Source organism: Ruegeria sp. BI12, from assembly GCF_056537985.1.
The window spans coordinates 1,550,461-1,564,967 of sequence record NZ_JBQFSL010000001.1 but is presented as its reverse complement, the minus strand read 5'-3'; the positions used below and the strand labels follow the sequence as shown (position 1 = coordinate 1,564,967).

13 protein-coding genes are annotated in these 14,507 nt (G+C 57.8%); 10 read left to right on the top strand and 3 right to left on the bottom strand.

Annotation, left to right across the window (positions count from 1 at the left end):
- Positions 1 to 12: 12 nt before the first annotated feature.
- Positions 13 to 1,308 carry an MmgE/PrpD family protein gene (locus tag ACR0AK_RS08050; protein WP_480792945.1) on the top strand — a complete coding sequence of 432 codons (1,296 nt, stop codon included), beginning with the start codon at positions 13 to 15 and terminating at the stop codon, positions 1,306 to 1,308.
- Here ACR0AK_RS08050 and pyrC read toward each other — a convergent pair.
- Entirely contained in the window at positions 1,305 to 2,342 is a 1,038-nt protein-coding gene (gene pyrC, locus ACR0AK_RS08045) for a dihydroorotase (RefSeq protein ID WP_170557575.1), read from the bottom strand. The genes ACR0AK_RS08050 and pyrC overlap by 4 nt on opposite strands.
- A 154-nt stretch (positions 2,343 to 2,496) precedes the next feature.
- On the opposite strand from pyrC, the gene ACR0AK_RS08040 reads away from it, so the two are divergent.
- Both ACR0AK_RS08040 and ACR0AK_RS08035 read left to right on the top strand, forming a co-directional pair.
- Entirely contained in the window at positions 2,497 to 3,405 is a 909-nt protein-coding gene (locus tag ACR0AK_RS08040) for an AAA family ATPase (protein ID WP_480792944.1), read from the top strand.
- The gene (locus ACR0AK_RS08035; RefSeq protein WP_170557572.1) at positions 3,405 to 4,661 is read left to right on the top strand and encodes a vWA domain-containing protein; all 1,257 of its coding nucleotides are present in this window, start codon (positions 3,405 to 3,407) and stop codon (positions 4,659 to 4,661) included. Before ACR0AK_RS08040 ends, ACR0AK_RS08035 begins: the two co-directional genes overlap by 1 nt.
- A 3-nt stretch (positions 4,662 to 4,664) precedes the next feature.
- Here the strand turns inward: ACR0AK_RS08035 and ACR0AK_RS08030 are convergent, their stop codons facing one another.
- Positions 4,665 to 5,165: a hypothetical protein gene (locus ACR0AK_RS08030; protein WP_254452874.1), complete on the bottom strand. Its 501-nt coding sequence runs from the start codon at positions 5,163 to 5,165 to the stop codon at positions 4,665 to 4,667.
- Positions 5,166 to 5,407: 242 nt separating this feature from the next.
- On the opposite strand from ACR0AK_RS08030, the gene ACR0AK_RS08025 reads away from it, so the two are divergent.
- From ACR0AK_RS08025 to ACR0AK_RS08005, 5 genes are all read left to right on the top strand, one after another.
- Positions 5,408 to 6,376: an XdhC family protein gene (locus ACR0AK_RS08025; protein WP_480792943.1), complete on the top strand. Its 969-nt coding sequence runs from the start codon at positions 5,408 to 5,410 to the stop codon at positions 6,374 to 6,376.
- Positions 6,373 to 7,374: a molybdopterin-binding protein gene (locus ACR0AK_RS08020; RefSeq protein WP_480792942.1), complete on the top strand. Its 1,002-nt coding sequence runs from the start codon at positions 6,373 to 6,375 to the stop codon at positions 7,372 to 7,374. Before ACR0AK_RS08025 ends, ACR0AK_RS08020 begins: the two co-directional genes overlap by 4 nt.
- 151 nt (positions 7,375 to 7,525) lie before the next feature.
- Positions 7,526 to 8,011, top strand: a complete 486-nt coding sequence (locus tag ACR0AK_RS08015) for a (2Fe-2S)-binding protein (RefSeq protein ID WP_109311614.1) — start codon at positions 7,526 to 7,528, stop codon at positions 8,009 to 8,011.
- Positions 8,012 to 8,090: 79 nt separating this feature from the next.
- Positions 8,091 to 10,451, top strand: coding sequence for a xanthine dehydrogenase family protein molybdopterin-binding subunit (locus tag ACR0AK_RS08010; protein WP_480792941.1), 2,361 nt, complete (start codon positions 8,091 to 8,093; stop codon positions 10,449 to 10,451).
- Positions 10,452 to 10,546: 95 nt separating this feature from the next.
- The gene (locus ACR0AK_RS08005) at positions 10,547 to 11,338 is read left to right on the top strand and encodes an FAD binding domain-containing protein (protein WP_480792940.1); all 792 of its coding nucleotides are present in this window, start codon (positions 10,547 to 10,549) and stop codon (positions 11,336 to 11,338) included.
- Positions 11,339 to 11,386: 48 nt separating this feature from the next.
- On the opposite strand, the gene ACR0AK_RS08000 is transcribed toward ACR0AK_RS08005, so the two are convergent.
- On the bottom strand, positions 11,387 to 12,286 hold the full coding sequence (locus ACR0AK_RS08000) for a MurR/RpiR family transcriptional regulator (protein WP_480792939.1): 900 nt from the start codon (positions 12,284 to 12,286) through the stop codon (positions 11,387 to 11,389).
- 89 nt (positions 12,287 to 12,375) lie between these two features.
- Here ACR0AK_RS08000 and ACR0AK_RS07995 point away from each other — a divergent pair, with 89 nt between their 5' ends.
- On the top strand, positions 12,376 to 13,146 hold the full coding sequence (locus ACR0AK_RS07995; protein WP_480792938.1) for a beta-keto acid cleavage family enzyme: 771 nt from the start codon (positions 12,376 to 12,378) through the stop codon (positions 13,144 to 13,146).
- On the top strand, positions 13,143 to 14,465 hold the full coding sequence (locus tag ACR0AK_RS07990) for an aspartate aminotransferase family protein (RefSeq protein ID WP_480792937.1): 1,323 nt from the start codon (positions 13,143 to 13,145) through the stop codon (positions 14,463 to 14,465). The genes ACR0AK_RS07995 and ACR0AK_RS07990 overlap by 4 nt, the downstream gene beginning before the upstream one ends.
- The last annotated feature ends 42 nt before the right edge of the window (positions 14,466 to 14,507 follow it).

Sequence of the window (14,507 nt, the reverse complement as noted above, 5' to 3'; positions counted from 1 at the left end):
TAGACTGCGCCCATGACCGATTTTACCGCATCTTTGGCAGCCTTTGCGGCGGGGCCCATCACGACGACCTTGCAGGCGCGGGTTGTGACATCTCTTTCTGTTTTGGACTGGATTGCCGTTGGGCGCGCCGGCGTTGAGGAACCCGTGTCCCAAACCGTGCGGAACCTTGTGCTTGGCGAACTAGGCGCGGAACAGGCACACCTGTTTGGCGGAGGCGCCGCCCCCTTGCGCGGAGCCGCATTGGTGAATGGAACCGTGTCACATGCCTTGGACTACGACGATACGCATTTCGCCCATATCGGCCACCCTTCGGTCGCCGTTTTGCCAGCAGCTTTTGCTGCAAGCGAATGGGATGACCGTATTCTTGTCGATTTCCTGGAGGCCGCGCTGATCGGAATGGAGACGTCTATTCGCATCGGCCTGTGGCTTGGGCGCGATCATTATCAGGCGGGCTTTCACCAAACAGCAACCTCCGGCGCCTTTGGTGCAGCTGTTGCGGTTGGCCGAATCTTGAGGTTTGACGTCGAGCAAATGCAAAAAGTTCTGGGCCTGACCGCGACCCGGGCGGCGGGACTAAAGGCGCAATTCGGAACAATGGGCAAACCGTATAACGCCGGTTTGGCGGCCTCAGCCGGGGTTGAGGCCGCATTGCTGGTGGCATCGGGCTTCGACCCAAACTTAGACGCGATGGAAGGACCCGACGGTTTTGGCGCAACCCACAATGGTCAGTCCGACGTTGCGGCATCATTGGATGGGTTGGGTGAGGAATGGTTTTTTGAAAGCGTCAGTCACAAGTATCACGCGTGTTGCCACGGTTTGCACGCAGCACTTGAGGCGGCACGCGATCTGGATATTGCAGAGCCGGAAGTTGCCGAGATCAAGATCAAGACGCATCCAAGATGGATGAGTGTCTGTAACCAGATGTCCCCGTCAACCGGGTTGGGCGCCAAGTTCTCTTATCGAACCGTGATTGCGATGCAGGCGCTTGGGTACGATACGGCCCTGCCTGGCAGCTATTCCGACAAAATATGTACCGACCCGCGCCTTATATCCTTGCGGGATCGCGTCTCGGTCGAAGCGGATGACAGTTTGTCGGAAACACAGGCGCAACTGACCTTGTTGCGCAGGGATGGGGCACGGCGTGAGGCTACCCATGATCTGCTGGCCCCCATGACCTTGTCAGTTCGTGAAGACCGCGTGCGCGGTAAAGCCAACAAACTGATTGGGGCAGAAGACGCGGACGCGATCTGGTCGATGCTGCGCACCGGAGGTCGCGCCCGCGATCTGTGTAAGTTCCTAACGGGTTAAGCCACGCGCCAGTGCAACGGGAAGCCCGGATCAAACACTGTGACTGGGCCATCGGCGGATTCGATTTTGTCGGGATATTCAACCGGTTCGCCCTTGGACAGGGTGATGAAGTCTTCGTTGACCGGCAAACCGTAAAAAGCTGGTCCATTCAGCGAGACAAAGGCTTCCAGCTTGTCCAGCGCGTCCGCTCGGTCAAACATCTCAGCCACAAGAGACATCGTGTTGGTCGCCGTAAAACACCCGGCGCATCCACATGCCATTTCCTTGTTGGCGTCAGTATGCGGCGCGCTGTCAGTGCCCAGGAAATATCGCGCATCGCCCGAGGTCGCAGCCGCCAGCAGTGCCAACCGGTGTTCTTCGCGCTTGGCGACGGGCAGGCAGTAGTAATGCGGCTTGATCCCGCCAACCAGAATATGGTTGCGGTTGATGATCAGGTGATGCGCTGTGATCGTCGCGCCCAGATCGGTGTCATTGGCTTTGACGTAATCCACACCGTTGGCGGTCGTAATATGCTCCATGACCACGCGAAGACCGGGCGTGGCCTTGCGGATCGGATCCAGAACACGGTCGATGAACACGGCCTCACGGTCAAAGATGTCGATTTCGGCGTCGGTTACTTCCCCGTGCACGCACATTGGAAGGCCAATCTCCGCCATCTTTTCAAGAACTGGGCGGACCTTGTCGAAATCACGCACCCCAGAGGCCGAATTGGTTGTCGCGCCGGCCGGGTACAATTTGACTGCTTTGATCAGACCGCTGGCATGGGCTGCGGCCATGTCTTCGGGATCCGTATCTTCAGTCAGATACAGCGTCATCAGCGGCTCGAACGTCATGCCCTCGGGCAGTGCGGCCAAAATCCGGTCTCGGTAGGCGGCCGCCTGATCCCCGCGAACAACGGGCGGCACGAGGTTCGGCATGATGATCGCGCGGGCAAAGTGGCGCGCGGTTTCGGGCAGGACGGCCTGCAGCATGGCGCCATCGCGCAGGTGCAGATGCCAGTCGTCGGGACGGTGGATTGTAAGGGTATCGGTCATGGCTTTCCGCTAGCACAGCGGACCCGACGGTAAAAGGCCTTCAATTCGGTTGTAAGCCTTGTCAACTTGTTCGATCGTCGTAAGTCCCGGAAAGACCACGGTCTTGACGCGCGTCCCTTGCCGTGAACTGTTGTGGCGAAGGAGAGAATTGAACATGACACAACCAGATTCCATCGATGCCGTCCAATCCATGCTGGGCGCGCAAGGTTATGTCTGCGGGCGGGCGCTGGCGACAGTAGTGTTTCTGTCCTTGAAATTGGGTCGGCCACTGTTTCTGGAAGGTGAGGCCGGGGTAGGCAAAACCGAGATCGCCAAAGCTCTTGCTTCTGGACTGAATCGCCGCCTGATCCGACTGCAGTGTTACGAAGGTCTGGATGCCTCCTCCGCTGTTTACGAATGGAACTTTCCGGCGCAGATGGTGGCTATTCGCACAGCCGAAGCCTCGGGTGGGGCGGATCGGGGCGCGCTTCAGTCCGAGCTGTTCTCGGACGAGTATCTGATCGAACGCCCGCTGCTGCAGGCGATGCGTCCGGATGAAAACGGCGCACCTGTTCTTTTGATTGATGAACTTGACCGCACGGATGAACCATTTGAGGCGTTCCTGCTTGAAGCACTCAGCGATTTTCAGGTCACGATCCCCGAGCTGGGCACCGTCAATGCGCCCGAACCGCCCATTGTCATCGTCACGTCCAACCGCACACGCGAAGTCCACGATGCGCTAAAGCGGCGTTGTTTGTACCATTGGGTCGACTATCCCGATTTCGACCGCGAGATCGAAATCCTGCGCGCACGTGCACCCGAAGCGGCCGAAGCCCTCAGCCGCGAAGTCGTGGCCTTCGTTCAGCACCTGCGCACCGAGGATTTGTTCAAAAAACCGGGTGTTGCCGAGACGATTGACTGGGCCAAGTGCCTTTTGGCCCTGGATGTTATCAACCTCAGCCCCGAAGTCATCGGGGATACGCTGGGGGCGATCCTGAAATACCAGGACGACATCCAGAAATTGCAGGGGTCCGAGGCAAAACGGATTCTGGATCAAGCCAAAGCGTCTCTGGAACCGGCCTGATGGCCGAGCAATTTCCGATCGACATCCCTGAAAACCCCAAGCTGGCGCAAAACATCACCCATTTCGCCCGCGCCTTGCGTAAGGCCGGGCTACCGATTGGGACGGGTCGAGTAGTGGATGCCATCCGCGCGGTTCAGGCCGCAGGGTTCACTGAGAAACGCGATTTCTATTGGACTCTGCACGCCTGTTTCGTGAACCGACCCGAACATCGCACTGTGTTCGCGCAGGTCTTTCGCCTTTATTGGCGTGATCCGCGGTATCTGGAACACATGATGTCCATGATGTTGCCCGCTATCCGTGGCGTACAGGAAGAACGCAAAGCGGACGCGGCCGAAAAGCGAGCGGCTGAGGCGCTTTTGGACGGGGTTGAACGTGATCTGCCAGAAGTGGCGGAGCAGGGCGACGAGACCGAACTAGAAATCGACGCCTCGCAAACCGCGTCTTCCGAAGAACGTCTGCGCAGTCTGGACTTTGAACAAATGAGCACCGCTGAGATCGCGCAAGCCAAGCGGATGCTGTCTCGGCTTGCTCTGCCGGTAAAGCCGATAGAGTCCCGGCGCGGTCAGTCCAGCCATTTGGGCCATCGCATCGATCGGGCACGGACGCTGCGCGCGGCGATGCGGCAGGGGGGAGAGCTGCGCGATATTGCCAAGCTCAAGCCCAAGCCGCGATGGCCCAACCTTGTTGTGCTTTGCGACATCTCAGGGTCGATGAGCCAATACAGTCGGGTCGTCCTGCATTTCCTTCATGCCGTTTCGAATGCCAAAGGGGCAGGCTGGGCCAAGGTTCATGCGTTTACGTTCGGGACACGCCTGACCAACATAACACGCCATCTGCAGCAACGAGATGTAGATGCCGCACTGGCCTCTGCCGGGGCCGAGGCGCAGGATTGGGAAGGGGGCACGCGGATTGGCGAGTGTCTGCACGCGTTCAACCGCGATTGGTCGCGGCGGGTCATGGGGCAAGGTGCTGTGGTCCTGTTGATCTCGGACGGGCTGGATCGGGGTGACCCGGAGGCACTGAGGAAAGAGACGGAGCGATTGCACTTGTCCGCTCGACGCCTGATCTGGTTGAACCCATTGCTGCGTTGGGACGGGTTTGCACCCAAGGCACAAGGCGTCGCTGCGATGCTGCCCCATGTGGACAGCTTCCGTGCTGGTCACTCGATCGCGTCGTTGGAAGATCTGGCCAATGTCATCTCGAAACCCGATGACGTGGGTGAGAAAGCGCGGTTGTTGTCCGCGCTTTCCGACTGAGTATCAGCTCAACTGTTCTTCGTTGCACTTGCGGGCCATTTCCATGGCTTTGTAAGTACCGGTCAGATCAACGGTGAAGGCAAATTCCTTTTCCGGGAATACAACCATGACCTTTTGCTTGGCGAGGTCATCGGCGAATTGGGGATCGTCAGACAGGACGTACCCACCGGAGTAACCCTTGGTGATGTTGCCCTTCATGCCGGTTGCTTCACCGACATAGATGTTGTCGCCCAGCAGGACCGCGACAGCTTCTTTTTCACCGCGCTTGATGTCGGTCTTGGCCTTGGTGAAGACGCCGACATATCCGACGCTACGGTCTTCGGTCAGACCCATCTGAACGACATTTTCGGCGTCATCTACAGCTTCGATCAGGCAGGATTTCTTGTCCTCGTCGATAAAGACTTTCCAACCTTCAACTTCGCCATAACGCAGGAAAGTGTCCGCGGATGCAACGCTTGCGGTGAACAGGCCAAATGCCATTCCGAGTGTAATAATGCGTTTCAACTCTCTGTCTCCGTTGTGAAAAATTAATATGCGCATACTGGAATGCAGCAGCTACGCATGTAGGCTAGAATCTGGGTCAGGTGCAATCAATGATTAGTCGTTGGCGTGCTGATCTGGGCTTGTATACGCCGATTCAGGTCGTTGCGTTTGAGGGTTGGGGAAGATTCGATATTGGCCTTAAGGCTTACTTTTCATTGCGCCAAACCTGCCTATGTTGGGTCAGAACACGCCGGGAGGGTGCAATGGACAGATTCGACAACAGCCCAGAGACGGCTCTTAAATGGCATGACGAAGGCCATCCAACCGCGCTGGCCACGGTGGTTGAAACCTGGGGCAGCGCGCCGCGCCGTGTCGGGGCTCAGTTGGTGATTGCCGCAGATGGTCGCATCGAAGGCTCGGTGTCCGGTGGCTGTGTCGAAGGAGCGGTCATCGTCGAAGCGCTTGAAGCGATGGACGAGGGTGAGGCACGTCTGTTGGAATTTGGTGTCAGTGACGAGGATGCATTTGCTGTGGGTCTGGCCTGTGGCGGAACGATTCGTGTTTTAGTGGAACCTATCGGTTCGGTCCTGCCAGAATCCATGTTGCGAGATCTGGTCAAAGCCCGCGCACAGCGGGAACCGGTGGCCTATGAAGTTAATACCGAAACCGGTCATCGGGCTTTGCGGCGCAAAGCTTATTCAGACCGAATGCGCATGGACCGATCAGGTTTTGAGGAGGACGGGCAGACATTTGTTGCAGTCCACAACCCTCCACTGCGATTGATAATAGTGGGGGCAGTGCACATTGCGCAGGCGCTGGTTCCAATGGCCCGGATCGCCGGATATGATCCGGCCATAATCGACCCGCGCGACGCCTTTGCCTCTGGAGCCCGTTTTCCGGGCGAAACCATCCTGACTGATTGGCCGGACGAGGCGGTGGCCAAGCTGGGCATGGACACGCGAACCGCTGTTGTTTTGCTGACGCATGACCCCAAATTGGACGACCCGGCTTTGGAATCTGCGTTGAAGGCGGGCGTGTTCTATATCGGGGCTCTGGGGTCCACGCGTACGCATGCCAAGCGGGTTGCACGCATGAAAGAGGCGGGATTTACGGACAAACAGATTGCTCAGATCCACGGGCCTATTGGATTGGACATCGGCGCGGCGGATCCGTCCGAGATCGCGGTGGCAATCCTCGCACAGATGACGGCTGTGCTGCGGGGCAAGGCGTGAAATTCGGCCCCGTTCCTGTCGCTGAGGCCACCGGCGCGATCCTTGCACACTCCGTCCAGGTGCAGGATGCCAAGTTGCGCAAAGGACTGCTGCTGACTGCCGAACATGGCGCTCAGCTGGGTGCAGCTGGATATGATGAGGTCACGGTTGCGCAGCTTGAGCCTGGCGATTGCCATGAGGATGAGGCAGCTGAAATGTTGGCCGCTGCACTTGCGCCTGATCCAAACGCCGCCGGATTACGTGTAACGCAGCCGTTTACCGGGCGCGTGAACCTGCTGGCCGACGGGCCGGGTGTTGTCGAATTGGACGTTGCGGCCCTGCAGGAGTTCAACTGCGTCAACCCGATGATCACAGTAGCGACGGTGCCGCAATATCAACAGATGGGCCCGGGCGGGATGGTCGCCACGATCAAGGTGATTTCCTATGCCGTTCCAAAGGATGACGTCGTGCAGGCCGCTGGTCTGGCCAGGGCTTCGATTCGTTTGATCGCACCGGTCCATAAAACGGCAGGGCTGATCGTCACGGATATTCCCGGAGGTCCCCCCAACGAAAAGGGGATCGCAGCAATTCGCGGCCGGGTGGAAACCCTTGGCATGGACCTCAGCGATGTACGGATTGTTCCACACAAAGCCGAACCGCTGTCGCAGGCTATCTCAGAGGCTGCCGGTGACATTGTGATGATCCTGACCGGCTCTGCCACATCTGATGTTTTTGATGTTGCACCTCAGGCCGTGAGGGCGGCTGGCGGTCAGGTGGACAGGTTCGGCATGCCAGTCGACCCTGGTAATCTGCTGTTTCTTGGAACACTCGGCCCAAGGCCAGTAATCGGATTGCCCGGATGCGCCCGTTCGCCCGCATTGAACGGCGCGGATTGGGTCCTGTCGCGGGTTGCTTGCGGCATCGAAACAACCGGCGCGGACATTGCTGGGATGGGGGTTGGCGGGCTGTTGAAAGAAATCCCGACACGGCCGCAACCACGCGCATCGCGCAAAAGGTGATGTAGCAATTTAGCTTTTCTTCTTAGGCGGCTGAGATGGAAAAGACGACCCCTACGAACGTCGGATATTGGCGCTAAATATTTTTGTTCTCAAACAAATTTTCCCGTGTTTAACTCGGCGATAGCGATAAAAGCCAATAGGGGAGGATCTTATGACCAAGGTCTCAATGACCGTGAACGGTAAGACCGTGAGCGGTGAGGTGGAAGGTCGGACGCTGTTGTCCGGTTTTTTACGCGAGAATCTCAATCTCACTGGCACTCATGTGGGTTGCGATACAGCGCAATGCGGCGCGTGTGTTGTTCATGTGAACGGCGAGGCCGTGAAGTCCTGCAATATGCTTGCGCTTGAGGCAGATGGGGCTGATGTGGGCACGATCGAAGGCCAGGCTAACCAGGATGGCTCGCTGAACGTGATTCAGCAGGCATTTCAGGACCATCACGGCCTGCAATGCGGTTTCTGCACACCGGGAATGGTCATGAGTGCTGCGGCACTGCTGAAGGAAAACCCGCGCCCGACCGAAGCCGAGGTGCGCAAGTATCTGGAAGGCAACCTGTGCCGTTGCACCGGCTACCACAACATTGTCAAGGCGATCATGGCCGCATCTGGTCAGGACGTCAGCAGCATCGCTGCCGAATGATGCCGCTGCGGGCGTCCGATGAAGCGCCCGTGGGAAGACATAGGATGCAGAGCATCCGTTTATGGGAGGAGAACAAGCAATGCCCAAAGACAGTGGCATCGGAGCCAGTTCCAAGCGGCGCGAAGACGTACGCTTTCTGACCGGAGCGGGCAATTATACCGACGACATCAACGTACATGGCCAGGCCTATGTACATTTCCTACGGTCCGACATCGCGCATGGACGGATCAAAAACATCGACACCTCTGCAGCTGAAAGCATGCCGGGCGTGGTCAAGGTTTTCACCGGCAAGGATTTCGAAGGTGTGGGCGGGATGCCCTGCGGTTGGGAAGTGACCGACAAGCACGGCGCACCTATGCAGGAGCCGCCGCACCCCATTTTGGCACAAGGCAAGGTGCGCCATGTGGGCGACCCGATTGCGGCCGTTGTGGCCGACAGTCTCGAACAGGCCCGTGATGCGGCCGAGGCGATCGATTTGGATATCGAAGAACTGCCGGCTGTCATGAACATGAAAGCTGCTGCTCAGGATGGGTCGACGCTGGTTCATGACGATCTGAAGAACAACATCTGCTATGACTGGCAATTGGGTGAGACGGACGACGCCAAGGTCGATGAGGTCTTTGCCAACGCGGCCCACGTGACGACGCTGGATCTGGTCAACAACCGACTGGTTGCCAACCCGATGGAGCCACGTGTGGCGGTGGGGGAGTACAAGCGCGGCACCGATGAGTACACGCTTTTCACCACGTCGCAGAACCCGCATGTGATCCGGCTGCTGATGTGTGCTTTTGTTCTAGGCCTGCCCGAACATAAAGTGCGCGTGGTGGCCCCGGATGTTGGTGGTGGTTTTGGAACCAAGATCTTCCACTATGCGGAAGAGGCGTTCTGCACCTTCGCCGCCAAGGCCTGTAATCGCCCGGTCAAGTGGACCTCAAGCAGGTCCGAGGCATTTATGTCCGATGCCCATGGCCGCGACCATGTCAGCAAGATCGAACTGGCGCTGGATTCGGGCAACAACTTCATCGGCCTGCGCACCAACACCTATGCCAACTTGGGAGCTTATCTGTCGACCTTCTCCAGCTCGGTTCCGACCTGGCTGCACGGAACACTGATGGCGGGCAATTACAAAACGCCGGTCATTCAGGTGAACGTGAAGGCGATGTTCACCAACACGGTGCCGGTGGACGCCTATCGTGGCGCTGGCCGTCCCGAAGCGACTTATCAGCTGGAACGTGTTGTCGATAAAGCTGCACGAGAGTTGGGCGTCGATCCGATTGCCCTGCGCCGTCAGAACTTTGTCACCCAGTTCCCCTATGACACGCCGGTCGCGCTGACCTACGACACCGGGGACTACAACGGTACGATGGACAAGCTTGAGGCTGCTGCCGATCTGGCTGGTTTTGCGGCACGCCGCTCTGCCAGTGAGGCCAACGGCAAGCTGCGTGGCCTTGGCATCAACTGCTATATCGAAGCCTGCGGCATCGCGCCGTCGAACATCGTCGGCATGTTGGGCGCCCGAGCGGGTCTCTATGATGCGGCGACAGTGCGGGTGAACGCCACCGGTTCGATCAGTGTCATGGTCGGAGCACACAGCCACGGGCAGGGGCATGAGACCGCCTTCCCGCAAGTTGTGGCTGACATGATCGGTATCGACGAGTCGATGGTCGAGATCGTTCATGGCGATACGTCCAAGATCCCATTTGGAATGGGCACGTATGGCTCGCGTTCTCTGGCCGTCTGTGGCTCGGCTATGGTCAAGGCGACGGAAAAGGTGATCGAGAAAGCGAAGAAGATCGCGGCCCACCTTCTGGAAGCATCCGAAGCCGATATCGAGCTTAAGGACGGTCAGTTCAGCGTCGCGGGCACCGACAAATCGGTGGCTTGGGGTGATGTGACACTGACGGCTTATGTTCCGCACAACTATCCGCTGGAAGTTGAGCCAGGGTTGGAGGAGACCGCGTTTTACGACCCGGCCAACTTTACTTACCCGGCCGGCGCATATGCGTGCGAGGTCGAGGTTGACCCCGAGACCGGTCAGGTGACGATCGAGTCTTTCACCGCCGCTGACGACTTTGGCAACATCGTCAACCCTATGATCGTCGACGGTCAGGTTCATGGCGGTATCGGTCAGGGTATTGGTCAGGCGCTGCTGGAGAACTGTGCCTATGATGAAAACGGTCAGTTGCTGAGCGCATCTTTCATGGATTATGCGATGCCGCGGGCGGATGACGTGCCTTTCTATGGTGTCGATCATTCCAGTCAGACGCCCTGTACGCATAACCCGTTGGGTGTGAAGGGTTGCGGCGAAGCCGGAGCAATCGGTTCACCGCCTGCAGTAGTAAACGCAGTGCTGGACGCGCTGAACTCGGGCGGCAAGGCGGTCGATCACATCGATATGCCGATGAGCCCGTCACGTGTCTGGGCGGCGATGAACAGCTGATTGGTTCGGTAGGCTGGAGGCTCTGCCCCCAGACCCCCGGGATATTTATAGCCAGATGAAGGGCGGATCCACGCCTTTCGGAAAGGAAAAGCGAAATGTACAATTTCGAGTTTGAGAAGCCCTCGACAATTGCGGATGCCGTTTCGGCATTGGGAGGCGAGGATGCACAGGCGTTGGGGGGTGGCCAAACGTTGATCCCAACGCTGAAACAGCGATTGGCAGCGCCGTCAACACTGGTGTCGCTTGGTGGGATTCCTGACATGCAGGGCGTCTGTATCGAGGATGACGGATCGGTGGCTATTGGTGGTGCAACAACCCATGCTACTGTCGCGTCGGAGGCGGCCAGCAATTATCCGGCGCTGGGAGCGCTGGCGGGCCAGATCGGCGATCCTGCTGTGCGCAATCGCGGCACTATTGGTGGATCGCTGGCCAACAACGATCCGGCCGCCTGCTATCCTGCGGGCGCTTTGGGATCAGGTGCTACGATCATCACCAATAATCGCCAGATCACCGCGGACGACTTCTTCCAGGGCATGTTTACGACGGCTCTGGAAGAGGGTGAGATCATCACGACGGTCAATTTCCCGGTACCTCAAGCGGCCAGCTACCAGAAGTTCCTGCAACCCGCTTCGCGCTTTGCACTGGTCGGAGTGTATCTGGCGCGTTTCGCGGACGGTGTTCGCGTTGCCGTGACCGGCGCCAGCGAGGACGGTGTATTCAGGTGGTCCGAGGCCGAAGAAGCCCTGAACAAGGAGTTTCGGCAGGATGCCCTGACGGGGCTGAGCATCAATCCCGCGAACATGATTGGCGATTTGCACGGTAGCAAGGCGTATCGCGCGCATCTGGTCAGTGTCATGACCAAGCGGGCCATTGAAGCCTGTATGTGAGCTGAAAACACTCAAACAAAAGCCCCGGTCCTTGTGGCCGGGGTTTTTTCATGTGCGTCTTATTTTGGGCGGTTGGGATGGCCGCCAATAGGCACCGGTGTCCTCTCGGGACTTCTGGTAACTGTCCACACGATCGCGCGCCGCATCGCCGCCCGCTTGAAACAGGTGGCCCAGTAGACATTCCAGAACCACCATAGCCCCTGCATAGCTTGAGAAGTGATGCAGGGACCGCGTGCTGACCGGAAAGACCACGTCCGGTTCGATCCCGGGTGCGATGACTTCGCTATCGGCAATCAGGATGATCGGCATGTTCATGCGCCGCGCCAGCCGCATCGATTGGATGGTGTCGGCGGAATAGGGGTGGACAGTGATGGCGATCAGGCAGTCGTTTGGATTTGCATCAAGCAGATCGTCTGACGCGGACCCCATGTGACGGGGAACAAGCTGGAGACCGGGATGCGCCATACGCCCGGCATAAGAAAAATAGTAAGACAAGGCATAGCTTGCGCGCGTGGCAGTGACAAAGCACCTGTCTGCAGACGTCATGATTTTGACGGCCTGCCTGACGCGGTCAGGGTTCATTAACCGCAGGGATCGCATTACTACGTTCTGTGCGTTCTGTGCGAATTTCGACTGCGCAGCACTGAATGTGTCATCGTCCTGCATGTCGGCAAGCCAGCTTTGGCTGAGGTTATCCTCGCTATCCGTGACCAAAGCATCGCGAAACGGAGCACGAAGGGCGTCAAAGCCATCAAACCCCATCCGATGTGCCAGCCGCACCAGAACGTTCGAGCTGATGCCGATCTTTGCTGCAGTTTCCCGGATTGGATCCAGCCCGAAATCTGCAGGATGATCCAGAATGTACTTTGCGGCCATCTGCAATCCGGGAGGCAGCTGGTCTATCTGCCGTCGCAAGATGTCGGTGAGTTGGTTCGGGGTTATGGACATGCGAAAAGAAAAACAAATGTTATGAAAAATGTAAATTGAAAACGGGCGTGAGGTCGTTAACTGGATCAACAGTCGCAAAGGTTATTCTTATGTCCGAAACACTGTCACAAACACAAATGCCTTATGTTTTGGTAGCGCCGAACGGTGCACGCAGGGGGCACGTAGATCACGCCCAGCTTCCAGTTTCGTTGCCCGAAATCGTAGCCGCCGCGCAAAGCTGCTATCAGGCAGGAGCGGATGGAATGCACCTGCATGTGCGCGATGATCAAGGGCAGCACTCGTTGGATGCCGGGCGTTACCTTGAGACGATGTCCGAATTGCGTCGTTCGGTGCCCACGGTGGACATTCAGATTACGACCGAAGCAGCGGGTGTATTTGATGTCCCAGCCCAGTTTCAGTGTTTGCAGCAAGTGAAGCCCAATTGGGCCTCGATCTCGGTCCGCGAAATTGCGCGAGCGCCAGATTTGGCGGACAAGGTATATGGATTGTGCGCCGAGCAGGGGACGCGCGTTCAGCACATTCTCTATAACGATGAAGATGCGGCTTTGCTGGCGGATTGGCAGGCCCGTGGGATTGTGCGCGACGGACAAACTGATCGGTTGCTGGTTTTGGGGCGGTACACCTCAGGACAGGAATCCACGCCAAAAGACCTTGACCACTTTCCGCAAAACCCGTCCCGTTGGATGGTTTGTGCGTTCGGAAGGCAAGAGCATGCTTGTCTTTTGGCAGCAGCGGAGCGCGGTGGGGATGTACGGGTCGGATTTGAAAACAGCCTGACCGACCGAGACGGAAATACTTGGGCAAACAATGCGACGTCGGTTTCGGCGCTGATCGCGGCTTTGAAAGGAACTTTGCTATGAGTCACGTTTTTCCACGTCACACCAAATCAATTCTTCCAGTCGCTGTTGGTGGCGATGGCTGCTACCTGATTGACGATCAGGGGAAGCGTTATCTGGATTGTGGTGATGCTGCAGTGTCGTGCCTTGGCCATTCGAACCCGGCTGTTATTGAGGCCGTGCAGCGGCAGGTCGAACAGATCGCATTTGCGCATACTGGTTTCATGACTTCCGAACCTGCCGAGGCGCTGGCTGATCTGCTGATTGAACATGCGCCGGGTGGCCTGGATCGTGTTTATTTTGTCTCGGGCGGTTCCGAGGCGACAGAAGCGGCTATGAAGCTTGCTCGGCAATATTTTCTTGAAATTGGTCAGCCCGAGCGTCGCCGCGTGATCGCACGGCGGCAGAGCTATCACGGGAACACGCTGGGTGCGTTGTCGGCCGGGGGCAATGAATGGCGGCGGGCGCAGTTTGCCCCGATGCTGATTGAGATGACGCATGTCGCGCCATGTTTCGAATACGCAGAAAAGCGCGATGATGAGAGCAGTTTTGATTACGGTCAACGCGTCGCGAATGAGTTGGAGGCAGAGATCCTTCGCTTGGGCCCTGAAACTGTTATGGCGTTCATGGCAGAACCTGTCGTGGGGGCGACGCTGGGTGCGGTGCCTGCGGTTGAAGGGTATTTCCAGCGTATTCGCGAAATCTGTGATCAATACGGGGTTCTTTTGATCCTTGATGAAGTTATGTGCGGTATGGGTCGGACCGGCCATTTATTCGCTTGCGATCATGATGGGGTCGCACCGGACATTCTGTGCATTGCCAAAGGGTTGGGTGCCGGGTACCAGCCGATTGGTGCAATGATGTGTAGCGAAAAAATCTATGAAGCAATTCGCGACGGATCCGGGTTCTTTCAGCACGGTCACACCTATATCGGTCATCCGGTTGCAACGGCTGCGGCCTTGGCTGTTGTCACCGAACTGACCACGCGCCAACTGCCCCAACGCGCCGACGCTATGGGCGGCAAGCTGCAAGCGGCGTTGCGGGCCGAGTTCGCACAGCATCCGAATGTAGGTGACATCCGAGGCAGAGGTTTGTTCCGAGGGCTGGAGCTGGTGGCCGACCGAGAAACAAAAACGCCGTTTGATCCGTCCCACGGTGTTGCGGGCAAAATCAAGAAGGCGGCGCTGGCCGAGGGGCTGATCTGTTATCCGATGTCTGGCACCCGGGACGGACGTCTCGGTGATCATGTCCTTCTGGCACCGCCGTTCATTATCGAAGACACGCAGTTAGACGAGCTTGTCGGCAAGCTTAGCCGGGCAATCTCGGCCTCGATCCCGAGCTGAAGCGTTCCGCGCGGTATTGCCGCGCGCTGTGCCTGATACCAA